Raw genomic sequence first — 24776 nt, 5'->3', positions numbered from 1 at the left:
AAGGTGATGTTGAATGAGGAAAAACAAGTTGAAAACCGAAAAGCGGAAATCGCTGCCCATCAGGCTGAATATACTGTTTCTGCTCGCGTTTATCATTTTTACGGTTGTCATCGTCCGCCTTGGCATGGTGCAGATCGTGTACGGAGAAGACTATACAAACGCAGTGCAGAAGCAGGAGGAAACCGACGTCTCCTCGACTGTTCCGCGAGGGAAAATATACGACAGGAACTTAAATACGATCGTTACAAATAAGCCGCTTAATGCGATTACATACACAAGGACAGCCTCAACCTCACAAAAGGAACGGCTGTCTGTCGCAAAAAAGCTGGCGGACATGATTGACGTCGATACCGACAAGGTAACAGAGAGGGACAAAAAGGACTACTGGATTTTGACGAGAACGAAGGAAGCGAAGAAGTTGATCACCACTGCAGACCGCAAAAAAGTGAAGGACGGGAAATTGTCGGAGGACGATTTATACCAGCTTCAGCTTGAGAGGATCTCAAAAAGCATGCTCAACGAATTGACCGAAAAGGACATGAAAATCCTTGCGATCAAACGCCAGATGGACTCAGGCTATGCGTTGACGCCGCAGTATATTAAAAACAAAGGCGTTACGGCAAAAGAGATGGCCTATGTCAGCGAGCATCTTGACGAGCTACCGGGAGTGGACGTAACATCGGATTGGGAGCGCGATTATCCGTTCAACGGTCTTCTCAGGACGATGATCGGCAGCATTTCAAACTCGAATGAAGGGCTTCCGAAAAATATGCTCGACCACTATTTGTCCCTCGGCTACAACCGGAACGACCGGGTCGGAAAAAGCTACCTTGAAGCCCAGTATGAGGACGTTTTGCAAGGGCAAAAAGAAAAGGTGAAAAGCATAACCGACAAATCCGGAAATGTCATTGACACACAAGTCGTTTCAAAAGGAAAAAGCGGCAAAGACTTAGTGCTCACCATCGATGTCCAGATGCAAAAAGAAATCGAGAAAATCATCGAAGACGAGCTGAAAAGTGCAAAACTGACAAAAAGCGCTCCCCTTCTTGACCGCGCGTTTGTTGTCATGATGGATCCGAGAAACGGGGAAGTGTTGTCGATTGCCGGGAAACAGATTAAAACGAAGAACGGCAAACTGAAATTTGACGACTATGCTCTCGGGGCAATGACATCGTCATATGCCATGGGATCGGCCGTCAAAGGGGCGACCGTATTAACGGGGCTGGAGACAGGCGCGATCAATTTAAATACGACGTTTAAAGATGAACCGTTGTGGATCGGATCAGGACCTGGCGTTAAACCGAAAAAATCGTGGACAAACAGCTTGGGAACATTAGGTATCGAGGGAGCGCTTGAACAATCGTCAAACGTCTTTATGTTTAAAACGGCCATCGCGCTCGGCAAAGGGCAATATAAGCCGCATCAGCCGCTAGACATAGACACGAAAGCGTTCGACACATTCAGATACTATTTCAGTCAATTCGGCCTCGGCGTGAAAACAGGAATCGATCTTCCGAATGAAATGACGGGGTATAAAGGCTCGCAAAAACTGCCTGGTTTCCTGCTTGACTTCGCCATCGGCCAGTATGATACGTATACACCGCTGCAATTGGCGCAGTATGTTTCAACGATCGCAAACGGCGGATACCGTATGAAACCGCAGATCGTCAAGGAAATCAGAGAGCCTGATTCGAAAAAAGGCATCGGCGCCGTCACGCAGGCCGTTCAGCCTGAAGTGCTGAACAAAATCGACATGAGCGAGGCGTATCTCAAAGAAGTGCAAGAAGGATTCAGGCGTGTGATGACTAAAGGTACCGCAGCTGGGCAGTTTGCATCGGCAAAATACAAGCCCGCCGGAAAAACAGGAACGGCTGAGTCGTATTATGACGGACCGGACAAATCGAAAACGGGAACGAAAACATACAATACAACGCTTGTCGCCTACGCACCGTACGATAATCCGGAAGTCGCGATTTCCGTCGTGGTTCCTTGGCCTTATAACGACTATAGTAGGCGATATTCGATCACAAACGAAATCGGCAGAAAAGTGCTTGATAAGTATTTCGAACTGAAATCGAAACAGGCAAAAGACAATACTGCAGAAAAAAATATGAACAAGATTGAAAAAGAAGCTAACGAATAAGCGCTTCTTTCTGGAACGCCCGCATCCAAGCGGGCGTTTTTTTTACCTCAAGGCTCCCCTTCACCCCGCGTTTTATACAAACTTCAAGCTTCTTTTACAAAACCTTAATAATTCATTTAAACAAGATTAACACTGAAAAGTTACGCTATACACGTAGGACAAATTACACATTTACGCGGGAGGATTAAGAAGTGAAATCATTTAAAAAAGTCACACTGATGTTCATCATGTCCGTTTTAGTTGTCTTCGCAGCAGCTTGCGGAAGCAGTAGTACGAACGGCAGCAGCTCGGGAGAAGGCAAACAAAACGATAAAGCAGAGGATAAGGCTTCAGGATCTTTGACGATTTCCGGTTCTTCGGCGATGCAGCCGCTCGTGTTAGCCGCGGCTGAAAAATTCATGGATGAAAATCCGGATGCCGATATTCAGGTGCAGGCTGGAGGTTCTGGAACAGGTCTTTCTCAAGTAGCTGAAGGAACGGTTCAAATCGGAAATTCCGATGTATTTGCTGAAGAAAAAGAAGGCATCCCTGCCAAGGAGCTTGTTGACCATCAAGTCGCAGTAGTCGGCATGGCGGCGGCAGTTAATCCGGAAGTGGGCGTCAAGGATATTTCATTAGAGGATCTGAAAAAGGTGTTTACAGGAAAGATCAAAAACTGGAAAGAGCTTGGCGGCAAAGATCAAAAGATCACCCTCGTCAACCGTCCTGATTCTTCAGGAACCCGTGCGACATTTGTTAAATATGCGCTTGACGGAGAAACTCCTGCTGAAGGCATCACCGAGGATTCTTCAAACACGGTGAAAAAGTTAATTGCTGAAACACCGGGAGCGATCGGATATCTTGCATTTTCATATATCAAGGACAACTCAATCACTCCTCTTTCAATTGACGGAGTGAAACCGACCGCAGAAAATGTGCAAAAAGGAAAATTCCCGATTTGGGCTTATGAGCATTCTTATACAAAAGGCGAGCCTACAGGTTTGGCTAAAAAGTTCCTCGATTATTTGATGAGCGACGAAATCCAAAAATCGATCGTCACGGATCAGGGCTATATTCCTGTAACAGACATGGAAGTAAAACGTGACGCAAGCGGCAAACAATCGGATAAATAATAAAGTTAGGCCGGGAAAGTGTGCTCCTGACACTTTCCCTATTATGACTTGTTTTAATAGGAGTGTAAAAAATGGTTCAAAAAATAGAGAAACTGTCCGCAGAAGAGCGGCTGATCAGCTCCAAACAAAATCGCAAAATGGATGAAGTCCGCGGGAAGGTACTGGTCGCTTCGTGCGCGTTTATTATGATGGCGGCGGCGATTTCGATTACGATCTTCCTCGGAAACAAGGGGTTGCAATCTTTTCTGGCTAACGGTGTAAGTCCAATTGAGTTCTTAACCAGTCTAGATTGGAATCCAACAAATCAAAACCCTGAATTCGGAGCGCTTCCGTTTATTCTCGGGTCATTTGCTGTAACCTTTCTTGCATCTTTGATTGCTGCACCGCTTGGAATCGGAGGCGCGATTTTCATGACCGAAATCGCACCTTCGTGGGGAAGAAAAGTATTGCAGCCGGTTGTCGAATTGCTTGTTGGCATTCCTTCCGTTGTTTATGGATTCATAGGCCTTACAGTTTTAGTGCCGTTCATCAGTCATCTGAAAACAAGCGGATCGGGGCACAGTCTGCTGGCGGGGACGATTGTCCTGGCTGTCATGATTTTGCCGACGGTCACTTCAATTTCCACGGATGCGCTCAGCTCGCTGCCAAAAAGCTTGAGGGAAGGATCATATGCTCTTGGTGCAACGAGATGGCAGACGATCAGAAAGGTGCTGATTCCTGCCGCTCTGCCGTCGCTGCTTACGGCCGTTGTGCTCGGAATGGCGAGGGCGTTCGGAGAAGCGCTAGCCGTGCAGATGGTGATCGGAAACTCAAGGAATCTTTTTGAGAGTCTCTTGGATCCAGCGGGAACATTGACAACGATTATTACGTTAAACATGGGACATACAACGTATGGAAGCGTGGAAAACAATACGCTCTGGTCGATGGGACTCGTTCTGTTGATCATGTCGTTCTTGTTCATCCTGCTGATCCGATATCTGTCATCCAGGAGGAAACTGTAATGAACAGCAAAGTAACTGATCGTATCGCAACAGGTGTTTTCGGATTGATCGCCGCGGTGATCACCGCGATTCTCGTCGGGTTGTTTTCTTATATTATCGTAGGCGGTTTTTCGCAGATCAGCCTCGAATTTTTGACGTCGCGTTCCAGCGCGCTGTCAAGCGGAGGAGGTATTCGGGATCAGCTGTTCAACTCGTTTTACATTTTGGTGCTGACCATGATCATCACTGTTCCGCTCGGAGTGGGCGGCGGTATATATATGGCGGAATATGCGCCTGACAACAAGCTGACCGACTTTATCCGGATCTGTATCGAAGTGCTGTCATCCCTTCCTTCCATCGTTATGGGGATGTTCGGCATGCTGGTATTTGTCAACATGACCGGCTGGGGATACACCATTATCGGCGGAGCCCTGGCGCTGACGGTCTTTAACCTGCCTGTAATGGTGCGGGTGACAGAGGACGCGATCCGCTCCGTTCCGAAAGAGCAAAAAGAAGCTTCCCTGGCACTGGGCGTATCGAAATGGCATACGATTAAAACCGTTTTAATCCCGGGGGCAGTCCCGTCCATTATTACGGGAGCAATCCTTGCGTCAGGACGAGTTTTTGGAGAGGCGGCCGCCTTATTGTTTACGGCGGGACTAACAACGCCGAGACTGAATTTTGCCGATTGGAATCCCTTTTCGGAAACGTCTCCGCTCAATATTTTCAGACCGGCGGAAACGCTTGCCGTCCATATTTGGAACGTCAATACACAGGGCATTATTCCTGATGCGGAAGCGATCGCAAACGGCGGGTCAGCGGTTCTCGTTTTGTCCGTCCTGCTGTTTAATCTTGCCGCAAGATGGCTTGGCTCCTTTATTCATAAGAAACTAACGGCTAATAAATAAAAAGGAAGGATGACATCTGATGGTTCAAATTCCGGCTTTGGAGATCGCGCGTGAGACGATTGGAATTGCGCCGCTGCCCGAAACGAAAGAACACATTTTAAAAGTGGAGAACTTAAATATATATTATGGAGAGAAACGGGCTGTCAACGACATTTCTTTCGATATTGACAAACACGCCGTTACAGCTTTGATCGGTCCGTCCGGCTGCGGAAAATCAACTTTTTTAAGAAGCATTAACCGAATGAACGACCTGATCGCATCCGCCAGAACGACGGGTAAAATCGTATATGAAGGGCTTAATATTCTGGATTCGAACATCAACGTTGTCAATCTCAGAAGGGAAATCGGGATGGTCTTTCAGAAGCCGAATCCTTTTCCGAAATCGATTTATCACAACATTACCCATGCGTTAAAATATGCTGGAGAACGAAGGAAATCAGTGCTGGATGATATCGTGGAAGAAAGCTTAACAAAAGCCGCATTGTGGGATGAAGTAAAAGACAGGCTCCATCAGTCGGCACTGTCATTGTCCGGAGGCCAGCAGCAGCGCCTCTGCATCGCGCGGACGCTTGCCATGAAGCCGGAAGTGCTGCTGCTGGATGAACCGGCTTCTGCCCTTGACCCGATTTCAAATGCGAAAATAGAGGAATTAATCGTTGCGTTAAAAAAGGAATATTCGATCATCATTGTCACGCACAATATGCAGCAGGCTTCAAGAATTTCCGATAAAACGGCGTTTTTCCTGAACGGTGATTTGGTGGAATACGACCGGACGGAAAAAATCTTCACCAATCCATCAGAAAAAAAGACAGACGATTATATCAACGGCAGATTTGGATAAGGAGGACGGCTTCATGAGCGCAGTTGCAGCAGTAAAGCAAAAAGAGGTGTACCGGATCAGCGATTTGAATCTGTGGTACGGCAGCCACCATGCATTAAAAAATATTAACCTGACCATTCCGGAATACGAAATTACCGCGATCATCGGCCCGTCCGGCTGCGGAAAATCGACTTTCATTAAGACGCTGAATCTGATGATCAATATGGTTCCGAACGTTAAAATGACCGGTGAAATCGCCTATGACGGAAAAAATGTGCTGAACAGCAAAGTCGATCTCGTCGAATTGAGAAAAAAAGTCGGTATGGTGTTCCAAAAAGGGAATCCGTTCCCGCAGTCGATTTTTGATAATGTCGCATACGGACCGCGAATCCACGGATTAAAAAATAAAAAAGAATTGCACGAAAGAGTGGAAAAAGCGCTGATTGACGTGGCGTTATGGGATGAAGTAAAAGACCGCCTTCAAGCCCCGGCGCTTGGCCTTTCCGGCGGACAGCAGCAGCGTTTGTGCATCGCAAGAGCGCTCGCGACGAATCCGGATGTTTTGCTGATGGATGAGCCGACATCTGCATTAGACCCTGTATCCACCTTGAAAATCGAAGAGCTCATGCTGAAGCTGAAAGAAAAGTACACGATCGCCATCGTGACTCATAATATGCAGCAGGCTTCCAGGATTTCTGACCAGACCGCTTTTTTCCTGATGGGAGAGCTCATCGAATGCAATGATACGGTCAAAATGTTTTCGTCTCCGGACGATGTGAGGACAAAAGATTATATTACCGGCCGATTTGGCTGATGGCAGGCTGCCGACTCATCGGCAGCCTTTTTATTATGCGAGGGGGAGGCTCCGGTCAACGAAAGGAAGCCGTTGGAAGAGGCTTTTTGGCATTGGAAATAGCAAAAAACAGGCTGTGTTGAGACAGCCTGTTTTTTTTAACGGGATAGAGCCTTGACGATGCTTTTTAAGCTCGATCCGCGCTTTAATTCGTATTTGCCCGCGCGGATTTTAGATTCGTAGCCCGCGTCTTTTACATAGTCTTTAAAATCATCTGCTGATGTGACAACTTTTTCTTTTTCGAGAATATCGGCAACCTCTGCCGTGCTCATGCCCTTTTTGATCTCAAGCTTGTATTTGGAGCCTTTTTTCTGCTCGTTGTCTTGTCCTGAGTCTTTCTCATTTTGGCTGGTGTCATCCTGTTTTAACGCCTTTTCTTTATATTGCAGAAGGTCCTGGTAATCTGTGCGTGTAAGCGAGACCTGATCATTGTCTTTCAAATATGTTTTGACATCGGCTTCACTGAGTTTGTTTTTTGAAGATTCTGCGTTTCCGCTGCCCGTCAGGTAAAAAGTGCCCGCCAGAACAGCCGTCGCCAAAATCATTCCCCCGGCGAAAGCTTGTACACTTTGTCTGGTCATACGAGCACCCTCTCATTATCCTTGATGATCGCTTTTACATCTTCAACAGAGACATGCTCTGCTTTGGCAATCGCTTCTTCTGACATGCCGTTTTGATATTTTGAAAGAATTTGTTTTGCGATATGCTGGCTGATGCCTGCGTTCGGTCTGCGGACAACGACGTTTGAATCGAGGAGCTCTTCCTCAAGCACCGTCATTTTCTTTTTCAGTTTATAGATTTCCTGCATGGCGGACAGCTGGAGCGTTTCCAGTTCCTGTTCAACTTCTTTAATCGGTTCTCTCTGAAAATATGAGAATGCGATCAGCGCAATGCTGACAACGAGCAGCGCAATGATAGCAATTTCCACGTTCATCACCTTCAATTCTTATTTTCTCCTTCTTTTTTATACCATAAAAACGCTTGCTTCAAAAGGAATTAATAAAAAAAATAAAAAATTTGTCGACAAAATTCATTTTCATTGGTGCCTTTGCATGATGTATAAGAACACAGGCTCTTCGGGGAGCGGCGTGGTAGTGAAGCGGCAAGCCGGGAAAACGCCTTTTCAATATAATATTCGAAACGGTTATTCGTTTTCTAGCGATCGTTTGCAAATAGATTCCGAACATTAGCCGTCCCTCGGAGTTGAGGATTCTATCCTGTCAGCGGCTTAAGCCGTGCCATGGCGGTCGATGAACTATTTCGGGACATAGCGCCCTAAAGAGGACAAATAAAAGAGGAAGGCTATTATTTTCGGCCTGCATGACCGGCAAACAGCAGAAAAGCATTTTTGGAAGGCGTATATGCCTCAAACTTTTGACTAAACCCGCACAAACTGAAAAAAACGCCTGGCATTCCGGCTTCAATAGTGGTATTATAGATAAGTCTGAACAGCAAATGATATATAGTTTGGAGGGAAAATAATGCGCGTAAATATTACTTTGGCTTGCACTGAATGCGGCGAGCGTAACTATATTACTAAAAAGAACAAGCGTAACAACCCGGATCGCGTTGAATTCAAAAAGTATTGCCCACGTGACAAAAAATCAACTTTACACCGCGAAACAAAGTAAGCAGCAGGAATTTTCCTGCTGTTTTTTTCAATTTGAAAGGGGGATCGATGTGAAGCGTTCGTTAAGAAGCGAGGTCAGAAATCAACTTGCAAAGCTTACGGATCAGGAATTTCGGCAAAAAACAAAGGCGATCCATCAGACGTTTTTGGAGTCGAGGGAGTGGGCGGAATCATCCGTCATCGCCATGACCATCTCAAGAAAGCCGGAGGTTCCGACAAGGCCGATTATTGAGCGGGCTTGGCGCGAAGGCAAGACGGTGTGCATTCCAAAATGCCTCCCTGAAACAAAAGAGATGCATTTCCGCCGCTTCAAAGATGACAGCGAGCTGGAGGTCGTCTACTTCGGGCTTCAGGAGCCGATCATACATAAAACAGAGCTGATCAAACCGGAGGACATCGATCTTATCGTCGTTCCGGGGATATGTTTTGACCTTGAGGGCTACAGAATCGGTTATGGCGGCGGTTATTATGACCGGTATTTGGAGGGCTATATGAATGAGACGGCTTCGCTTGCCTTTCACTGCCAAATCGTTGAGCGCGTTCCCCGCGAGGTGCACGACATCCCGGTGAAGCAAATTTTCACCGAGGAAAGGACATTCGTTTGCCGCTGAATAAATATTGCAAAATGAGACACGATACGGTTATAGGAGGGATGATATGAGGAAAATGACTTTTATTGTGCTGGGCACGCTTGCCGCTCTCGTATTTTTTCAAAACCGCTATCGTGTGATCAATTTCATTCTTGGCCGCGACCGAATCCGCCACTACTTCATTCATTGGATCATGAGAATTCCGTTTATCCGAAACAAGTTTATCCAGCAGGCGTTTTAAATCCCGTGCAAAAAACGGGATTTTTTCATGCGCGATGTGAAACCGCGCATGAAAGGGCGTTTCCTGTTATAATGAACAAAAACCATTGTGGAGCGACGCTATGTATTCATTTGATTACCTGTACTGGAATTTCATCAAACACCTCTTGGAACGGGACTATGAGCTCGTGCAGGCGCCGGCTTCGTTCGGGGAAGCCTGGCTAGAAGCCGGGGGAAGCGCACCGTACGATTTGATCCGCATCTACCGGCAGGATATTGATTTTAGACAGGAGCTCGTCCGCGATCTTGAGTCATTAGCAGATAGAACGGAGCGTTTAAGGGCCGCCTCAGGCAGACGGAAGCTTTCGGTTTTAACCGTTTATTTATCACAGCAAGCGCCTGTTGACGAGTGGGAAGACGTTGTCAGCCATTCGATTGAAGGCAAAAGAGTCAGCATTGCGCCGATATTCATCGATGAAGCCTCCATAGAGGAAGGCCTCAAGAAAATCGCCGTCGCCTTACACATACATACTGGCGGCTGGACGGAAGACATCAAGGATGCTACATACGAAGAAGCCAAGAAAATCAGGGTTGAAGTTTTGGAGGCTGCAAAGCGCAGGGAAGAAGAAAGAAAGCGGGAAGCGGCGCTTTTTGAAAGGGGAACGCCGATTGTCACCTGGTTTTTCGCCGGTCTTCAAGTCATCATGTTTCTTCTATTAGAAATATCGGGAGGCAGCCAAAATACCGAAACGCTCATTCGGTTTGGCGCAAAGGAAAACAGCTTAATATTGGCGGGGGAGTGGTGGAGACTGCTTACGCCGATCGTCCTCCATATCGGACTCGTCCACTTGTTATTTAACACGTTTGCATTGTTGTCGGTAGGAGCGGCAGCAGAAAGGGTCTACGGTTCATTCCGGTTTCTCGCGATTTACTTAACGGCCGGGATTTTCGGTTCGATCGGCAGCTTTTTGTTCAGTCCGTATCCTTCTGCGGGAGCGTCAGGGGCAATCTTCGGATGCTTGGGAGCCCTTTTGTTCCTCGCTTTTTCAAACCGAAAGGCCTTTTTAAAGACGATTGGAACGAATATTATCGTCATCATCATCCTGAACCTCGGGCTCGGCTTTGCCGTTTCGAACATTGACAACGCCGGGCATATCGGCGGCTTGATCGGGGGATTGCTTTCGGCAATGGCAGTCGGGCTCCCCGGGAAAAGGAACGCGGGGCAGCGGGTGATCGGCTGGGTTTCAGTCCTCGTCATTGGCGGAGGAGCGCTTTACTGGGGCTTTCATTCCGCGCCCGTTCAGGAAAGCGCCCTCCTGTATCAGGCTAAGAAGTGGTATGAAGAAGGCGAATACGAAAAGGTGAAGAATGCGCTGCAGGAAGCCGGCGAACGGAAAGATGCTTCAAGCGACATTTTGAAAATGCTCGCCGCTTCCGAATTTCAGCTCGGCGAATACGGCCCCGCTGAAAAAAGGCTCGCGGCAGCTGTTAAAAAAGACCCTTCAGATCATGCTTCCCTCTATTATTTGGCTTTGCTTTACACCAGTAAGGGAGAATTGACAAAAGCGGAACAGACCGTTGAAAAAGCGATAAAAGAAAAACCGGATGAAGCGATGTATCAAACGCTGAAGAATGAAATTAAAAATGAATTAGACAAGTAATCAAGTATGAAATGCTTCCGTTATGTTAAAAATGGTCTGAAAAACAGATCTTTTGACGGGAGCTTTTTCATGGGAAAAAAACAGTTTGTGAAGGAAAATCTGGCTGAAAATGTCAAATATTTAAATGAAAAATTGGGGATCGGCAAAAGCTTTGACATGATCCGGCTCGATGTGATCTACGCCGGAAGAAACATGGCCCTGTATTTGGTCGACGGGTTTGTAAAAGACGATATTACGCATCATTTGCTAAAAAATCTTTCAAAGCTTTCTCCTGAGTGTCTGGAAGACGATCCGCTCGAAAAGCTGATCAAAACCTATATACCTTATATCGAAGTTTCGACAGAGGATGACCTCGACAAAGCAGCAGACCAGGTGCTGGCGGGTCCGGCCGTGCTGTTTGCAGACGGTGTCGACCATGCCATTGTTATAGATGCCAGGACATATCCGGCGAGAAATCCTGAAGAGCCTGACAATGAACGTGTCGTCAGGGGATCGAGGGACGGTTTTGTCGAAACGATTGTATTTAACACAGCATTGACAAGAAGAAGAATCCGCGACCGTTCGTTGAGAATGGAGATTCTCCAAGTCGGGAGAAGAAGCAAAACGGACGTTGTCGTGTGCTATCTTGAAGACATCGCTGATTTGGAGAACGTGAAAAAGCTAAAAAAATCACTGGAAGCGATCGATACGGATGCTTTGACAATGGCCGAAAAAACGCTGGAAGAGTACATCGGCGGCCGACATTGGAATCCGTATCCGACGGTCCGCTATACAGAAAGGCCTGATACGGCCGCAGTACATTTGTATGAAGGCCACATCCTCGTCTTTGTCGACGGCTCGCCGAGCGCCCTGATTACGCCTGTAACCTTCTGGCACCATTTGCAGCATGCAGAAGAGTACAGAAATAAACCGCTGGCAGGGGCTTATTTGCGTATGGTTCGCTTTATATCGGTATTGGCATCGATCTTCCTGCTGCCGCTGTGGTTTTTGCTGTCCATTCACCCTGAACTGCTGCCGGACGCCCTTCATTATATCGGGCCTGATAAAAAGGGAGCGCTGCCGTTACTGGCGCAGTTTCTGATCATCGAATTAGGGGTCGATATGATGAGAATGGCGGCGATTCACACGCCGTCATCGCTTGCCACAGCTCTCGGTCTTGTGGCTGCGTTAATGATCGGCGAAGTGGCGGTGCAGGTCGGGCTCTTCTCCCATGAGGTCGTGCTGTATTTAGCCGTTGCGGCAATCGGCACGTTCGCCACGCCGAGTTATGAGATGAGCATCGCCAACCGCCTTGTCAGGCTCGCCCTTCTCATTGCTGCGGGGGCTTTTGGTCCGATGGGCTTTGTCATCGGCATTTTCTGCTGGATCATTTATCTGGTAAGGATGAAATCCTTTCATGTTCCTTATTTATGGCCGTTTATTCCCTTTGATTACAGGGCTTTCCGCGATATCGCGATTCGCACTCCGATGCCGCTGAAAAACAGAAGGCCCGTATTTTTAGACCCGCAGGACCCCGACCGCTAAAGTCTGTTTTCACAAATAGAAGACAGGCTTTTTTTTTGCTTGACGCCAACCGGGTTTATTTATACGCTATTGTTAGGTTTTTAAAAGAATGGTGGATGACATGAAAACAGCATACGATGTACAGTTGTTCTTGAAACGATTCGGGTGCTATGTGTATTTCGGAAATCGGGAGCTGGAGCTTGAGTATATGATGGACGAACTCAAAGAAATGCTTCTTGCAAACCTGATCGAAAAAAAAGAATGGGCACAAGCGATGTCGATTTTGCAGAATGAACTGACAAATATAAAGAGAAAATAAAACAGTTGGGTTTTAAGGGGGACTTATGATGAATGAAAGCTGGCTGGTCGGAGTCGACCTCGGGGGAACGACCGTAAAACTCGCTTTTGTAAGCGCTTATGGGGAGATCCGCCACAAGTGGGAAATCCCGACGGATAAATCTGGAAAAATGGTGACGGTAGACATCGCAAAAGCGATTGACAGCAAGCTGAAGGAAATCGGAAAGCCGAAACACATTTTAAAATGGATCGGAATGGGTGCGCCTGGACCGGTTAATATAGAGACGGGCGTTGTTTACAAGACGACCAATATGGGCTGGGAAAACTATCCGTTAAAAGACCATCTGGAGGCGGAAACAGGGCTTCCGGCCGTCATCGAAAACGACGCAAACATCGCCGCGCTCGGGGAAATGTGGAAAGGTGCGGGTGACGGCGCAAAAGATCTCATTCTCGTTACGTTAGGAACCGGTGTCGGCGGCGGCATTATCGTCAACGGTGAAATCGTCCACGGCAAGAATGGAGCCGGAGGAGAAATCGGCCACATTTGTGCTGCTGCAGAAGGAGGTGCCCCTTGCAACTGCGGGAAAACCGGCTGCATTGAAACGATTGCGTCCGCCACCGGCATTGTCAGGATCGCCAAAGAGAAAATTGCGGCAGGCGATTGTGAAACCGTTTTAAAAGATCACCCTGCACTATCTTCACGCGAAATTTTCGAAGCGGCTGAACAAAACGATCCGGCAGCAGCGTATGTCATCGAATATGTTACAAACCACCTCGGACTGGTTCTCGGCAATCTGGCAAGCTCCTTGAATCCTTCAAAAATCGTCATTGGCGGCGGCGTGTCAAAAGCGGGCGAAATCCTCCGCGCCAATGTTGAAAAATCGTTTAAAAAGTACGTGTTTCCAAGAGCTGGAGAGGCTGCTGATATCGTGATCGCTTCACTCGGAAATGATGCCGGCGTTATCGGCGGGGCGTGGATCGCAAAGAACGCATGGCTGCAAAGCGAGGCCCAGCTTCATTAAGGGAAGCTTTGTAAAAATGGATTGATTTTTTTAAAAAGACACGCTAAGATATAATTTAGTTATTTTTAACTTTTTTACTAAAACATGAAATTTATGGAATCTGCCCGAGTGCTGCATAGGGAGGTTTGGAATGCAAAAGTCATTTTTTTCGAAAATTTCGTTTTTGCTCATTGCGACATTGCTGATGTGGCTGAAAACGTATGTCGTGTATAAAACAAGCTTCAACATTAAAATCGAAAATTTTATGCAAGAGTATATTTTGTTCATCAATCCACTAAGTTTTTTGCTGTTTATTTTCGGATTCGGCCTGTTTTTTAAAGAAAAAAACAGAAATCGTTTTATTATCGGGGCGAGCATCGTTCTGACGTTCGTCCTCTTGGCAAATATGATTTTCTACCGTTTTTACAATGACTTTCTGACGATCCCGGTATTGTTCCAGACGAATAACATGGGCGACTTGGGAAGCAGCATCAATTCCTTGTTCATGCCTACCGATCTCCTTCTCGTCGTTGACATCATCATTTTGATGTGGCTGTACAAGCGCCAGCCGGAGAAAACCGTCGGTGCGGCGACAAGGAAAGAGAAGGCGGCTTACTTTCTGTTTGTCGCAGCCGTTTTCTTTTTTAATCTGGGAGTATCGGAAACAGAGAGGCCGCAGCTCTTGACGAGATCGTTTGACAGGGAAGTGCTCGTCAAAAACATCAGCCTCTACAATTTCCACATCTACGATGCCCTGATCCAGTCCAAGCAGTCTGCCCAGCGCGCACTGGCTGACAGCAACAGCCTCACCGAAATCGAAAACTATCTCAGCGCAAACCGGACTGACCCGAGCAAGAAAATGTCCGGAATCGCCAAAGGGCGCAATGTGATTTTAGTTTCATTGGAATCCACCCAAAGCTTTGTCTTGAACCGGAAATTGAACGGCAAAGAAATCACTCCTTATTTGAACGACCTGATCAAAAAAAGCTACAGCTTTGAAAACGTTTATCATCAGACAGGACAGGGGAAAACAGCAGATTCTGAATTCATCGTCGACAACTCTCTTTATCCTTTGGGAAGAGGAGCGGTCTTCTTTACAAATGCCGCAAACAAATATACGGCGATGCCTGCCATTTTAAAAAATCACGGCTACTATTCCGCGGTTTTTCATGCAAACAACAAAAGCTTCTGGAACCGGGACATCATGTACGAGTCGCTTAAATATGATAAGTTTTACGATGTCAAATCGTATGACGTAAATGATGAAAACTCGGTAGGGTGGGGATTGAAAGATAAAGAATTTTTTGAGCAGACATCAGAGCTGATGAAAAAAATCCCGCAGCCGTTTTACACCCGTTTGATCACGCTGACGAATCATTTTCCTTTTGAACTGAACGAAGAGGATAAAATGATCGACGAATTCGATTCGAAAAGCCGCACGCTGAACAGATATTTCCCGACCGTCCGCTATCAGGACGAAGCGCTTAAACGGTTCATTGAAAAGCTGAAAAAGGACGGACTGTATGATAATTCGATAATCGTTTTATACGGGGACCATTACGGAATTTCGGAAAACCATAATGAAGCGATGGGACAGTTCCTCGGCAAGGAAATCACGCCTTTTGAAGAAGTCCAGCTTCAACGAGTCCCGCTCGTGATCCACATTCCGGGCGTCACGGATAAAAAGCCGAAAACGATTGACACCGTCGGCGGTCAGGTAGATATCCGACCGACATTGCTCAACTTGCTCGGGATCGATTCAAGCGATCAAATCCAGTTCGGGAACGACCTGTTTTCCAGCGATAAAACGGAATTCACAGTTCTTCGCGACGGCAGCATCATTACGAAGGACCGCATATATACAGACGGCGTATGCTATGATAAATCAACCGGCGAGCCTGCGAAAGATCCAGAAAGCTGTGAAGCTTTTGCCGAAAAAGCAAAACAGGAGCTTTCATACTCTGATCAAATCATTTACGGGGATCTATTGAGATTTTATGACAGTGAACGTTTAAAAAGTCACCGAAAGAAAAGCAATAAAGAATAAGAAAAAGCTTCCGTGCATTGGCCGGAAGCTTCAGCATGTAGAGAAAACGATGTCTTTTCTACAGGCTTTTTTGTTTATGTGCTGTTTCTTTAGATATTCATCGGATTTTAGATACAAAAAGAGAGCTCCCACATATCTGGCCCTGCTTGGCTGGGTATGTGGCAATCTGTTCTGGCATGCGGCTGTGAGGAGAACTTGTTCAATCACATTCCGTTTTCCCCTCAACCTGCAATAGCGAAGCCCCTGCAGCTGTTTTGAATCTGCAAAGCTTTGCTCTATTTTTTTTATTGGGTTTTCCCTGAAACAGACAAACGATTTTGTCTGACCTTTACTTTGTGGTCCTCCTACTCATGCCGGTGATGTTTTCGCTGTAGTAAGGCTTAACCTTTTCAATGATAAAAGAGAAGTCTATGTGTTTATCAATTTGTTTTTCGAAGTGATGATCCTCTTCGACGAGTTGATCAAGCAGAACAAATTCGGCTGCGTCGTGTGAAACATGAGAAAGACACCATCCTTTTTAGTCTTTCTTTTATTACAGGAGAATGGATATTTTAAGGAAAAATAAAGGCTGTCGAGATTTTCTCGACAGCCTCCTTTGCTTTTGTAAGTATATCCACCAAAGTCCATTTTATGGACGGGATTGATATGATTCATCGAGTGGATTTGCCCTGTTTATGATACCTGTTTCATTTCTTTTCTGGAGCGGTCTTTCTTGTGGTATCCAATAAAATAAATGAGACCGACAAACACGGCTCCGCCAATGACATTGCCGATAAAGGCCGGAATGATGTTTCCGATAAACTGCCCCCACGTGAACGAGCCTGCAAAAATGGCTGCGGGAATCACAAACATGTTGGCGACAACGTGCTGAAATCCGATTGCCACAAAAGCCATAATTGGGAACCAGATGCCAAGGATTTTTCCTGCTCCGTCTTGTGCGCCGAAAGAAAGCCATAACGCAAGACATACAAGCCAGTTACAGCCGATGCCGGAAATGAGAACCTTGCCGAAGCTCATATCGAGTTTTCCTTGTGCAACGGCGATCGTTTTTTCCAAATAAGGACCTGTTTCAGTCAAACCAACCAAATGTCCGAAAAAGTAAGCAACAAACAGTGCTCCGATTAAGTTCATCATCGTGACGATTCCCCAGTTAACCGCCAATTGTTTTAATGATATTTTTCTTGAAAATAAAGCCATCGCAACGGACATCATATTCCCTGTAATCAATTCAGCGCCAGCGAGCACCACAAGTATCAGACCGACAGGAAATACGGCAGCTCCGATCAGGCTGGACAGGCTTCCCCATTCTTTCGGCAGGTCGCCGATTACCCTGATGTCAAGCAAGTACCCAAGCGCGATAAATGCGCCGCCTAAAAACCCCAATACAAGCAGAGACGGCAGCGGGAGCTGTATTTTTTTCATCCCTGCTTCAATTGCTGCATCCGCTATTTCATCCGGTTTTCGAAAAGCCATACTAAAACCCTCCAATATTTCTTCTTTTTTCACAGTTATGGCAGAAAGACAATAAAAAAAGGCAGCACTCAAATAACCTGTGTCAACCAGGCGTTCGAATGCTGCCTAACTTGTATGCAGACCCATACAACAAAATCAAGCAGAATTAAGATATTGAAAGAGAATATATACAGTTCGTGCATACATTCCAGTGCTTTTGTCTTCTATAGCCGTAACAACATTATATCAAATGTGACAAAAATGTGTCAACGACAAATATGCTAGCTTTGCAGCGCTTCTTTTTGATCAAAGACAAACACAGATAAAGCGGGATGGTCCTCAATTTTTATATCAGAAAACACATGAACTAACCCAGCCCAGATCAGCTCCTCTCCATTCCATCCGGCGTTCGTTTGGGATAAAGATCTTGAATCAGGATTGTCCGGGCCGCATGCACCATTTCTCTTCCTTCAGGTCTGCGGGGATAAACTGCTCGCTTGCACTCAGATTTCTGTACAGTGTTGAGACTGCCATGTTTTCTACAAATACAGTATGAATCCTTTCAGGCCCTTTCCCGAACAGTTCTTTGCGAAGTTTTCGAATAATATCATTGAACTTATGAATTTTCTTAGACATGCTGAAGCTTCCGTGCATTGGCCGGAAGCTTTTTTGGCGCTGTCGGAATACAGTAGAGAAACATTTCAAAAAACATCGTGTTTACCTTTGTTTTGTTGTGATATAATCATTTTGATAATGATTCTCTTTATCAAAACTCGGAAAGAAGGAATGAAAGATGACTCATAGATGCAAGAAAATCACGGCGGCTTTTTTTGCCTTATTATTGATTGCAGCCTTGGCAGCATGCGGAAATCAATCAGCGAACAAAGGCTCTTCTTCAGGCTCAAAGCAGAAAGAAACCATTACATACAAGGCCGAAAACGGAACGGTTAAAGTCCCTAAGCATCCAAAACGGGTGGTCGTCTTGGCCGATGACTATTACGGATATCTCAAGACGCTCGGCATTCACGTGGTCGGGGCTTCTGACAGAGTATTCAAAAACCCGTACTTCAAAGGAAAAACCGATGGCGTGACAAACATTGGCGACGGAGTTTCAGAAGAAAAAATCATTAATTTAAAACCCGACCTGATCATCGTTTGGACAACTCAAGGGGCGGATGTCGAAAAGCTGGAAAAAATCGCGCCTACGGTCGCTCTGAAATACGGAAAGGGCATGAGAGAACAACTCGAAGATTTCGGGAAGATGACAGGGACGGAAGATAAAGCGGAAAAATGGCTGGCTGAGTGGGACAAAAAAGTTGCGGCGGCAAAACCGAAGGTTCAAAAAGCCGTCGGTGACAAAACGGTCTCCATTATGCAGACGAACGGCAAAGAGATTTACGTGTTCGGCGAAAAATTCGGACGGGGCGGAAGCATTGTCTATAAAGAACTCGGATTAAACGCCACGAAGCTAACAAAGGAAAAAGCCATCAGCACCGGCCCCGGGTATACGAGCATTTCGTTGGAAAAGCTGCCTGACTTCGCCGGAGACTATATTTTTATAGGTCCTTGGCAATCAGGCGGAGACGACGGCGGTGTGTTCGGCACTTCCATTTGGAAAAACCTCGGCGCCGTCAAAAACGACCATGTCTATAAAATCGACCCGATCGGCTTCTATTTTTCCGATCCGATTTCATTAGAAGGACAGTTGAAATTCATAACGGACAGTTTAACGAAATAGAATAAAAGAGCTGCTTGATTTGCGGCGCTTCCGTCCTTGGGGCGGAAGCTTTTTTATGATTGATGTTCGCCGAACAAGCATTCTTCATATGCTATTGTGGGAGGGATCATTGATGGCATTCATCAACATTAAACCGGAGTTAAAACAAGACATGTCAAGATTGTCAGACATCCTGAACATTCCCGAACCGCTTTTAGTCAGTGCGAACCTTAACGCGGACGTCGGGGAATTTTATTTTCCCGGATTGCATCCACAGGCAGGAAAAGATGCGGCGGCAGCAGAAACATATGAACAGCTGCAATTATTGGTGAATGGAGAGCCCGGGCTGGAAAATGAGCCGTGGCTGACTGATACGGTGATATATGATTCGCAAACGCTGAAACACGAAATTGAAAAAATCGCGGAATGCTTTCCGTTTGTCACATACCATAGTATTGGACGCTCTGTATTGGGCCAGCCGATATACGAGCTGAACATCGGAGCTGAGCATGCTGAAAAAAGAACGCATATCAATGCTTCTTTTCATGCGAACGAGTGGATCACCACTTCGGTGCTAATGAAGTGGGTCAAAGAATATTGTCTGTCTTTATGCAAAGGCGGTGAGATTCTCGGTTTTTCGCCGCTCAGGCTTTTTCAGATGACGAAGCTCTCAATCGTTCCGCTCGTGAATCCCGACGGAGTCGATCTTGTGCTGAACGGCCCGGAGCATCTCGGAATAAATCTTGAGCCCCTTGATGAAATGAACGAATATCAGTCTGAATTTAGGGAATGGAAAGCGAACATTAACGGAGTCGATCTGAACAACCAATTTCCGTCTTTTTGGGAAATCGAAAAACAGCGCAAGCCTCCTAAGGCGCCCTCATACCGGGATTATCCGGGAGACGCTCCGCTTACAGAACCTGAAGCGATCGTCATGCACGATCTAATCGAGAGCCGGCCGCCTGACCGGCTTATAGCGCTTCATACGCAAGGGGAAGAGATCTATTGGGGCTATGAAGGATTCGAGCCTCCGGAATCTGTCAATGTTGTTCAAGTGTTTGAGCGGCTCAGCGGTTATAAAGGCATCAGATATATTGACAGCTACGCCGGTTTCAGGGATTGGTTCATCCATTTTTACGGCAAAGAAGGATACACCGTTGAGCTTGGAAAAGGGAAAAACCCTTTACCCATAGCCGATTTTGACGATATATATTGTAAAAGCAGAGGAATTCTTTGGGCATCTTGTTTTTTTGAAAGCTGAAACCTTTACCGGCGCCACATCGTAAAGGTAGGCAGCGAAACATTTACGGAGGGAGAATGGCCGGTTTGAGAGTTTCATTATGGATCATTGCCGCTGTGTTTACCGTTTTAACAGCCGCCTGCACACCTTCGCAATCAGGCGGTTCAAAGGGCTCCTACAATGCGGATTCTGCTGGAAAGAATCATAGCGATGCAAAAGAAGAAAAGATAATACCGGTGAAGGACCGGTATTTTGATGCGGCGGCAGGGTGGCTTGATAATGAAACGATATTATATACCGCAACTGACCCGGTTGCGGGAAGTGAAGTAAAGTCATATGATATATTTACAGGGACCAAGAAAACGATATACAAAACCGATGAACGGCTGATCACAGCTGAACTGAACCGTAAAAAAGACATGATCCTCATCCAAACCGCCGGAGACGGCTCCGAGTTCAAATTGACGCTGATGAATGTGCGGGGCGAAAAGCTGTTTACAAAAGGTTTTAACACGAACGAACTGCAGGTTGACTGGAATGAGTTTGATCCTTATCTTCTATATGTGACGGCATTCACGAAAGATTGGAACTATCATTCATATTTGATCAATGCAAAAGAACAGACAACGGAGCAAAACATTGCCCAGGCTGCCTTTGTTCATTGGACATCGCCCGATTCATTCGATTATGTAAAGTGGGATAACAGGGACCGGGAAAAGCCGGCCCCTGTGTATTCCTATGACATACCGGCGGGAAGGCAAACGAAGCTTGCCGATGATGCGCTGCTTTCCGACGTGTTTGACAATGTCAGGCTGGTCGTGACATCATCGGGTAAAAACGGGTACGGGACCTACATATTTTCTGATGTGAAGTCATCGGAAAAACGGCTGTCTGTCACGCTCCCGCTGTTTTCCGATGATACAGGACAGTCGCCTATGGAATACGGCTATGATCAGAAAAACGAATGGTTTTACACGTATCAGCCGGGTGCATCGAGCTCCCTGTGCGATCTGATCGCCATCAGCCTTAAGACGGGGGAGCGGCGCGTGATTCAGAAGAGTGTGGAAATGCTTCCGATCACCGTGTCTCCAGACGGTCAATATCTATTGTACGGCTATGCGCACGATGAGATCATTTCACTCGGTTCGAAAACAATAGAACCACTTGTAGTCAAAGAATAGAAAGGAGCATGTTGCGATGGCAATAGCAGACGTAACCATCATCCCGATCGGAACGGAAACCCCGAGTGTGAGCAGTTATGTAGCGGAGATTCAAACGATTTTAGAAGGGTTTCAAAAGGAAGGAAGAATCAAATATCAGCTGACGCCGATGAATACCTTGATTGAAGGGGAGCTAAGCGATTTATTTCACGTCATTCAAACCATCCATGAAGCCCCTTTTCAAAAAGGGATACACAGGGTGGCCACAAACATCAGAATCGATGACAGGCGCGATAAGAAAACGACAATGGAAGGCAAACTGTCAAGCGTTCAAAAACATTTAAACAAATAAGCCCAAGCTTAAAAGCCTTGTTCCGTTTCATAACGGAACAAGGCTGTCCATTCAGCGGCAGAGGCGGTCTTTAGTGAGCCGTCGGATACCCGCTGTTTATAATTGTCATTACCGTAAACCAGCCGAAGACAAAAAAAGCCGCTCCTCCGAACAATATCCCGAGAACGTTGATTTGTTTAAGCGAACGAAGTGCCCCAACAGCAGATAATATCGTGACAAGGCCGAAAATGATCACGAGCAACATCAATATTAACCCCCTTCGTTTGGATCCCCTGCAGTTTATTTCCAATTTTATTTTAACCGTTTTCATTAGCTTTGTCGAGTGGAACATGGTTCATTGAAAGTTTCTCACAAAACGTTCATAATGAGACTGAGGTGAAAAGGATGAAATGGAGAAGAATGCCGTTAGGGCCGATTCAAACAAATGCGTATATTTTAGCAAATGATGACGGCGCCTGCTTAATATTTGATCCCGGCGGTGAAGCCGGTAAACTGAATGCTTATATAAAAGAACATCATCTTAGACCGCTCGCCGTTCTATTGACGCATGCCCATTTTGACCATATCGGAGCTGTTGACAAGGTGAGAAAAGAGTGGGATATTCCCGTCTATGTCCATAAAAATGAAGCGGAATGGCTGACAGATCCTTCATTAAACGGGTCGTCTCTGTTAACTGGTCAGGCTGTTACAGCAGAGAAAGCCGACCGGCTGATCGACAAAGAGCACGAGCTGAAAATCGGTCCGTTCAAGCTTCAGGTTCTTTTTACGCCAGGCCACTCGCCCGGAAGCGTCTCTTATTATGCAGAAGAGGAAAACCTGATCATTTCAGGCGATGTTCTGTTTAAAGGGAGCATCGGCCGCACAGATCTCCCGGGCGGAAGCCACGATGTTCTAATGGACAGCATTCACAAAAAGCTGCTTACTCTTCCTGAAGATACGCTCGTATTGAGCGGACACGGCCCTGAGACGGATTTGCTGACGGAACAGGAACAAAATCCGTTCATCAACGGCTTCACATTATAAAATGAAAAAAGAGACGAAATCCAGGCGGATCGTCTCTTTTTTCGTGCCTTAATGGCCTCCTTGCCCGGGGACCATAATAAACACGGAATAGTATGTAAACGCGGCAAAAAAGACCGTCAAGTATGCGCCGAAAATATAAATGTACATCCGTTCTGTCAAGTTAAGATACGATAAGAACACGAAGAAAACAGTTTGGCCGAAAAACAGCAATGACGCATCTTTCATATCTCCTAAATAAAACATGACCGCAAAAATACCTGTCCAGAAACCTAACACGCGGAACATGCGATTCATTGATATCCCTCCCAGAAAGCCCCTTTGTTTCTATTATAGATCAATCGCTCTTGGAATGTAAACATTTTCATTTTGGGAAAATCAATTCATTTTTTACAATTTTGTGATAACGGAATGTTTTTTGCACGTGTTTAATGAAACAAGATTCCGGGTACTAATCATAACAAAGACAGGACAGAACAATACAGAGGCGGAAACCAACCATGGAAGAGCTGATCTTTTATTCTTACCCGAGCTGCACGTCATGCAGGAAAACAAAGCATTGGCTGAAAGCGAATCAGATCGATTTTAAGGAACGCCATCTGTTCAGGGAGACGCCGAATCAAGAGGAATTAAAACACATTCTGTCTTTGACAACGGAAGGATTCGATGAAATATTGGCGACGAGGAGCCAAGCATTCAAAGAGCTCAATTTGAATATCGAGGAGCTGACGGTGAGCGAAGTAGTAGACTTGCTCATTGAAAAGCCGAAGCTCTTGAGGCGCCCGATCATCGTCAACGGTGAAAAGCTTGTTGTCGGATATAACCCCGGCGAGCTATTAAAGCTATTAAAGAGAAGCGCTTTGCAACGCTCTGTTTCGTGAAAAAACCGAAGATATGCTGAAAAAACTTCATTTTCAGCAATCTTCGGTTTTTACGCTTGGAAACTGGGCTAGCTGGATTCGAACCAGCGCATCACGGAGTCAAAGTCCGTTGCCTTACCGCTTGGCTATAGCCCAATGCCGCTACAAAATTAGTGTTGGCAAAATCGCTTGTTTTATACATAAGCATTTCCGTTTTTGATAAGGAGGATAGTTATGAAAAACAAACATTCAGCCCTGTATCATTATTTAATCAAACGATCGGACAAAATAACGAATCAATGGTTATCCAAAACGTCCGGCATCTCGTCGCCCGATAAGGCAAAGCCGTATATCCGGGCGGTTGCCCACCTATTGACAGCGCATCAGCCGGAAAAAGAATGGGAGGAAGCGCTGGATTGTGCGAGAGAAATGGCGCGGGACAGGGCAGCGAGCCAAGTTCCCATCTATGAAAGCATAAACGGAATCAACGTGTTCCGGAGAATTATTATTGATGAAATCGGGATGTTTTCTCATGAAGAAGCACCCGAAAGTTCCAAGTGCGACGTGTTGGAATGGAGCAGACGGCTCAATTTGATAATGGATGAAATCATCGGGCAATTCATGACGGAATATGATCTGTTGACGATGAGCCAATTAAAGACCCAAAATGAAATGATTCATGAATTAAGCGCCCCGGTGATCCCGATATCAAGCCATATAGGCGTTTTGCCGATCATAGGAGAAATCGATACACATAGAGCGAAGGGGATTTTGGAATCCGCTCTTGAGCGATGCGCAGGGCTCCGTTTATCGCATTTATTTATCGATATTTCCGGGGTTCCGATCATCGATACAATGGTTGTTTATCAGTTGTTCAGAATACTTGACACAACGAAGCTCTTAGGAATTGAAGCGACGATCTCCGGCATTCGTCCCGAAATGGCCCAGACGGTGGTCAAACTGGGCATCGATTTTTCCAATGTCAAAACAGAGCAGAATCTCGCAAAAGCTCTTTCGAAGAAAGGGTTCCGCATCCTGGAAGAAGGCGATGGCACATATAAAAACACGGTTTGAAGAGCAGTATTGTAAAAAATATGAGCCGGAAAAAGCAATTTTCGTGTTTCATAATCTTTTTTTGTCCCACGATAACGGCATATTTCCGTTTTTTGCGGATTTGAAGCTTCCGATGCTTTTCGCTTAAACTGCGATTA

The 24776-nt window shown here is 46.0% G+C and carries 26 protein-coding genes, 1 tRNA gene and 2 pseudogenes; 21 read left to right on the top strand and 8 right to left on the bottom strand.

Going from position 1 to position 24776, the window contains the following annotated elements:
* The first annotated feature begins 13 nt into the window (after nucleotides 1–13).
* The 6 genes from NSQ39_RS11830 to pstB (NSQ39_RS11805) all read left to right on the top strand — a co-directional run bounded on the left by NSQ39_RS11830 (nucleotide 14) and on the right by pstB (NSQ39_RS11805) (nucleotide 6777).
* Entirely contained in the window at nucleotides 14–2143 is a 2130-nt protein-coding gene (locus NSQ39_RS11830) for a peptidoglycan D,D-transpeptidase FtsI family protein (protein WP_046129997.1), read from the top strand.
* 191 nt (nucleotides 2144–2334) lie between these two features.
* Nucleotides 2335–3255, top strand: coding sequence for a phosphate ABC transporter substrate-binding protein (locus NSQ39_RS11825; protein ID WP_269082022.1), 921 nt, complete (start codon nucleotides 2335–2337; stop codon nucleotides 3253–3255).
* A gap of 71 nt (nucleotides 3256–3326) precedes the next feature.
* Nucleotides 3327–4256 (top strand): phosphate ABC transporter permease subunit PstC, encoded by a 930-nt coding sequence (pstC, locus tag NSQ39_RS11820; RefSeq protein ID WP_046129996.1) that lies wholly within the window; start codon nucleotides 3327–3329, stop codon nucleotides 4254–4256.
* Nucleotides 4256–5143: a phosphate ABC transporter permease PstA gene (gene pstA, locus NSQ39_RS11815; RefSeq protein WP_046129995.1), complete on the top strand. Its 888-nt coding sequence runs from the start codon at nucleotides 4256–4258 to the stop codon at nucleotides 5141–5143. Before pstC ends, pstA begins: the two co-directional genes overlap by 1 nt.
* Before the next feature lie 19 nt (nucleotides 5144–5162).
* Nucleotides 5163–5984, top strand: coding sequence for a phosphate ABC transporter ATP-binding protein PstB (gene pstB / locus NSQ39_RS11810; RefSeq protein WP_046129994.1), 822 nt, complete (start codon nucleotides 5163–5165; stop codon nucleotides 5982–5984).
* Nucleotides 5985–5997: 13 nt separating this feature from the next.
* Nucleotides 5998–6777, top strand: a complete 780-nt coding sequence (gene pstB, locus NSQ39_RS11805) for a phosphate ABC transporter ATP-binding protein PstB (RefSeq protein ID WP_046129993.1) — start codon at nucleotides 5998–6000, stop codon at nucleotides 6775–6777.
* Between the two features lie 137 nt (nucleotides 6778–6914).
* Here the strand turns inward: pstB (NSQ39_RS11805) and NSQ39_RS11800 are convergent, their stop codons facing one another.
* On the bottom strand, nucleotides 6915–7397 hold the full coding sequence (locus tag NSQ39_RS11800; RefSeq protein WP_046129992.1) for an endolytic transglycosylase MltG: 483 nt from the start codon (nucleotides 7395–7397) through the stop codon (nucleotides 6915–6917).
* Complete coding sequence (locus NSQ39_RS11795; protein ID WP_046130043.1) at nucleotides 7394–7744, bottom strand: hypothetical protein; 351 nt, start codon at nucleotides 7742–7744, stop codon at nucleotides 7394–7396. Before NSQ39_RS11795 ends, NSQ39_RS11800 begins: the two co-directional genes overlap by 4 nt.
* Nucleotides 7745–8297: 553 nt before the next feature.
* Between NSQ39_RS11795 and rpmG the strand changes: the two genes are divergently transcribed.
* The 8 genes from rpmG (at nucleotide 8298) to NSQ39_RS11755 (ending at nucleotide 15764) form a co-directional block, all read left to right on the top strand.
* A complete protein-coding gene (gene rpmG / locus NSQ39_RS11790; RefSeq protein ID WP_006637557.1) occupies nucleotides 8298–8447 on the top strand; it encodes a 50S ribosomal protein L33 in 150 nt (49 codons plus the stop codon).
* 49 nt (nucleotides 8448–8496) lie between these two features.
* Nucleotides 8497–9057 carry a 5-formyltetrahydrofolate cyclo-ligase gene (locus NSQ39_RS11785; protein ID WP_341015034.1) on the top strand — a complete coding sequence of 187 codons (561 nt, stop codon included), beginning with the start codon at nucleotides 8497–8499 and terminating at the stop codon, nucleotides 9055–9057.
* Nucleotides 9058–9103: 46 nt separating this feature from the next.
* On the top strand, nucleotides 9104–9277 hold the full coding sequence (locus NSQ39_RS11780; RefSeq protein WP_096891857.1) for a hypothetical protein: 174 nt from the start codon (nucleotides 9104–9106) through the stop codon (nucleotides 9275–9277).
* A 100-nt stretch (nucleotides 9278–9377) separates the two neighbouring features.
* Nucleotides 9378–10916, top strand: coding sequence for a rhomboid family intramembrane serine protease (locus tag NSQ39_RS11775; RefSeq protein ID WP_341015029.1), 1539 nt, complete (start codon nucleotides 9378–9380; stop codon nucleotides 10914–10916).
* Nucleotides 10917–10985: 69 nt separating this feature from the next.
* A complete protein-coding gene (locus NSQ39_RS11770; protein ID WP_046129988.1) occupies nucleotides 10986–12440 on the top strand; it encodes a spore germination protein in 1455 nt (484 codons plus the stop codon).
* Nucleotides 12441–12540: 100 nt separating this feature from the next.
* The gene (locus NSQ39_RS11765; protein WP_046129987.1) at nucleotides 12541–12738 is read left to right on the top strand and encodes a YqgQ family protein; all 198 of its coding nucleotides are present in this window, start codon (nucleotides 12541–12543) and stop codon (nucleotides 12736–12738) included.
* Between the two features lie 28 nt (nucleotides 12739–12766).
* Nucleotides 12767–13738, top strand: coding sequence for an ROK family glucokinase (locus tag NSQ39_RS11760; protein ID WP_175077022.1), 972 nt, complete (start codon nucleotides 12767–12769; stop codon nucleotides 13736–13738).
* Between the two features lie 130 nt (nucleotides 13739–13868).
* A complete protein-coding gene (locus tag NSQ39_RS11755; RefSeq protein WP_046129985.1) occupies nucleotides 13869–15764 on the top strand; it encodes an LTA synthase family protein in 1896 nt (631 codons plus the stop codon).
* 30 nt (nucleotides 15765–15794) lie between these two features.
* Here NSQ39_RS11755 and NSQ39_RS11750 read toward each other — a convergent pair.
* From NSQ39_RS11750 to NSQ39_RS11740, 3 genes and pseudogenes are all read right to left on the bottom strand, one after another.
* Nucleotides 15795–16049 (bottom strand): annotated as a pseudogene (locus tag NSQ39_RS11750) (transposase); the annotation flags it as partial.
* Nucleotides 16050–16436: 387 nt separating this feature from the next.
* Nucleotides 16437–17237: a formate/nitrite transporter family protein gene (locus NSQ39_RS11745; protein WP_175077023.1), complete on the bottom strand. Its 801-nt coding sequence runs from the start codon at nucleotides 17235–17237 to the stop codon at nucleotides 16437–16439.
* A gap of 260 nt (nucleotides 17238–17497) precedes the next feature.
* Nucleotides 17498–17852, bottom strand: a pseudogene (locus NSQ39_RS11740) (DUF2294 domain-containing protein).
* Nucleotides 17853–18009: 157 nt separating this feature from the next.
* On the opposite strand from NSQ39_RS11740, the gene NSQ39_RS11735 reads away from it, so the two are divergent.
* The 4 genes from NSQ39_RS11735 (at nucleotide 18010) to NSQ39_RS11720 (ending at nucleotide 21685) form a co-directional block, all read left to right on the top strand.
* Entirely contained in the window at nucleotides 18010–18954 is a 945-nt protein-coding gene (locus tag NSQ39_RS11735) for an iron-hydroxamate ABC transporter substrate-binding protein (protein ID WP_216899486.1), read from the top strand.
* Between the two features lie 112 nt (nucleotides 18955–19066).
* Complete coding sequence (locus NSQ39_RS11730) at nucleotides 19067–20194, top strand: M14 family metallopeptidase (RefSeq protein WP_046129982.1); 1128 nt, start codon at nucleotides 19067–19069, stop codon at nucleotides 20192–20194.
* A gap of 65 nt (nucleotides 20195–20259) precedes the next feature.
* Nucleotides 20260–21354 (top strand): YqgU-like beta propeller domain-containing protein, encoded by a 1095-nt coding sequence (locus NSQ39_RS11725; RefSeq protein WP_444876409.1) that lies wholly within the window; start codon nucleotides 20260–20262, stop codon nucleotides 21352–21354.
* Nucleotides 21355–21370: 16 nt separating this feature from the next.
* The gene (locus NSQ39_RS11720; RefSeq protein WP_046129980.1) at nucleotides 21371–21685 is read left to right on the top strand and encodes an MTH1187 family thiamine-binding protein; all 315 of its coding nucleotides are present in this window, start codon (nucleotides 21371–21373) and stop codon (nucleotides 21683–21685) included.
* 70 nt (nucleotides 21686–21755) lie between these two features.
* On the opposite strand, the gene NSQ39_RS11715 is transcribed toward NSQ39_RS11720, so the two are convergent.
* Entirely contained in the window at nucleotides 21756–21929 is a 174-nt protein-coding gene (locus tag NSQ39_RS11715) for a DUF2759 domain-containing protein (RefSeq protein WP_046129979.1), read from the bottom strand.
* A 140-nt stretch (nucleotides 21930–22069) separates the two neighbouring features.
* On the opposite strand from NSQ39_RS11715, the gene NSQ39_RS11710 reads away from it, so the two are divergent.
* Nucleotides 22070–22708 (top strand): MBL fold metallo-hydrolase, encoded by a 639-nt coding sequence (locus NSQ39_RS11710; RefSeq protein ID WP_046129978.1) that lies wholly within the window; start codon nucleotides 22070–22072, stop codon nucleotides 22706–22708.
* A 48-nt stretch (nucleotides 22709–22756) separates the two neighbouring features.
* Here NSQ39_RS11710 and NSQ39_RS11705 read toward each other — a convergent pair whose 3' ends face one another.
* Nucleotides 22757–23002: a DUF2626 domain-containing protein gene (locus NSQ39_RS11705; RefSeq protein ID WP_046129977.1), complete on the bottom strand. Its 246-nt coding sequence runs from the start codon at nucleotides 23000–23002 to the stop codon at nucleotides 22757–22759.
* A 203-nt stretch (nucleotides 23003–23205) separates the two neighbouring features.
* Between NSQ39_RS11705 and NSQ39_RS11700 the strand changes: the two genes are divergently transcribed.
* Nucleotides 23206–23586 carry a Spx/MgsR family RNA polymerase-binding regulatory protein gene (locus NSQ39_RS11700; RefSeq protein ID WP_046129976.1) on the top strand — a complete coding sequence of 127 codons (381 nt, stop codon included), beginning with the start codon at nucleotides 23206–23208 and terminating at the stop codon, nucleotides 23584–23586.
* 63 nt (nucleotides 23587–23649) lie between these two features.
* Here NSQ39_RS11700 and NSQ39_RS11695 read toward each other — a convergent pair.
* Nucleotides 23650–23721: transfer RNA gene (locus NSQ39_RS11695), tRNA-Gln, on the bottom strand.
* Nucleotides 23722–23799: 78 nt separating this feature from the next.
* Here NSQ39_RS11695 and NSQ39_RS11690 point away from each other — a divergent pair.
* Nucleotides 23800–24639, top strand: coding sequence for an STAS domain-containing protein (locus NSQ39_RS11690; protein ID WP_216899483.1), 840 nt, complete (start codon nucleotides 23800–23802; stop codon nucleotides 24637–24639).
* The last annotated feature ends 137 nt before the right edge of the window (nucleotides 24640–24776 follow it).

This window comes from Bacillus sp. FSL W8-0848, from assembly GCF_038007805.1.
GTDB classification, from domain to species: Bacteria; Bacillota; Bacilli; order Bacillales; family Bacillaceae; genus Bacillus; species Bacillus glycinifermentans.
This window is presented reverse-complemented; position numbering and strand designations above follow the sequence as displayed.

Bases quoted from the DNA above. Each gene is read 5' to 3' on its own strand.
- NSQ39_RS11765 (WP_046129987.1), top strand. From the start codon at position 12,541: ATGAAAACAGCATACGATGTACAGTTGTTCTTGAAACGATTCGGGTGC.
- NSQ39_RS11715 (WP_046129979.1), bottom strand. From the start codon at position 21,929: ATGTTGCTCGTGATCATTTTCGGCCTTGTCACGATATTATCTGCTGTT.
- NSQ39_RS11710 (WP_046129978.1), top strand. From the start codon at position 22,070: ATGAAATGGAGAAGAATGCCGTTAGGGCCGATTCAAACAAATGCGTAT.
- rpmG (WP_006637557.1), top strand. From the start codon at position 8,298: ATGCGCGTAAATATTACTTTGGCTTGCACTGAATGCGGCGAGCGTAAC.
- NSQ39_RS11830 (WP_046129997.1), top strand. From the start codon at position 14: ATGAGGAAAAACAAGTTGAAAACCGAAAAGCGGAAATCGCTGCCCATC.
- NSQ39_RS11700 (WP_046129976.1), top strand. From the start codon at position 23,206: ATGGAAGAGCTGATCTTTTATTCTTACCCGAGCTGCACGTCATGCAGG.
- pstA (WP_046129995.1), top strand. From the start codon at position 4,256: ATGAACAGCAAAGTAACTGATCGTATCGCAACAGGTGTTTTCGGATTG.
- pstB (WP_046129993.1), top strand. From the start codon at position 5,998: ATGAGCGCAGTTGCAGCAGTAAAGCAAAAAGAGGTGTACCGGATCAGC.
- pstB (WP_046129994.1), top strand. From the start codon at position 5,163: ATGGTTCAAATTCCGGCTTTGGAGATCGCGCGTGAGACGATTGGAATT.
- NSQ39_RS11720 (WP_046129980.1), top strand. From the start codon at position 21,371: ATGGCAATAGCAGACGTAACCATCATCCCGATCGGAACGGAAACCCCG.
- NSQ39_RS11690 (WP_216899483.1), top strand. From the start codon at position 23,800: ATGAAAAACAAACATTCAGCCCTGTATCATTATTTAATCAAACGATCG.
- NSQ39_RS11775 (WP_341015029.1), top strand. From the start codon at position 9,378: ATGTATTCATTTGATTACCTGTACTGGAATTTCATCAAACACCTCTTG.
- NSQ39_RS11800 (WP_046129992.1), bottom strand. From the start codon at position 7,397: ATGACCAGACAAAGTGTACAAGCTTTCGCCGGGGGAATGATTTTGGCG.
- NSQ39_RS11755 (WP_046129985.1), top strand. From the start codon at position 13,869: ATGCAAAAGTCATTTTTTTCGAAAATTTCGTTTTTGCTCATTGCGACA.
- NSQ39_RS11745 (WP_175077023.1), bottom strand. From the start codon at position 17,237: ATGGCTTTTCGAAAACCGGATGAAATAGCGGATGCAGCAATTGAAGCA.
- NSQ39_RS11770 (WP_046129988.1), top strand. From the start codon at position 10,986: ATGGGAAAAAAACAGTTTGTGAAGGAAAATCTGGCTGAAAATGTCAAA.
- pstC (WP_046129996.1), top strand. From the start codon at position 3,327: ATGGTTCAAAAAATAGAGAAACTGTCCGCAGAAGAGCGGCTGATCAGC.
- NSQ39_RS11780 (WP_096891857.1), top strand. From the start codon at position 9,104: ATGAGGAAAATGACTTTTATTGTGCTGGGCACGCTTGCCGCTCTCGTA.
- NSQ39_RS11735 (WP_216899486.1), top strand. From the start codon at position 18,010: ATGACTCATAGATGCAAGAAAATCACGGCGGCTTTTTTTGCCTTATTA.
- NSQ39_RS11705 (WP_046129977.1), bottom strand. From the start codon at position 23,002: ATGAATCGCATGTTCCGCGTGTTAGGTTTCTGGACAGGTATTTTTGCG.
- NSQ39_RS11760 (WP_175077022.1), top strand. From the start codon at position 12,767: ATGAATGAAAGCTGGCTGGTCGGAGTCGACCTCGGGGGAACGACCGTA.
- NSQ39_RS11730 (WP_046129982.1), top strand. From the start codon at position 19,067: ATGGCATTCATCAACATTAAACCGGAGTTAAAACAAGACATGTCAAGA.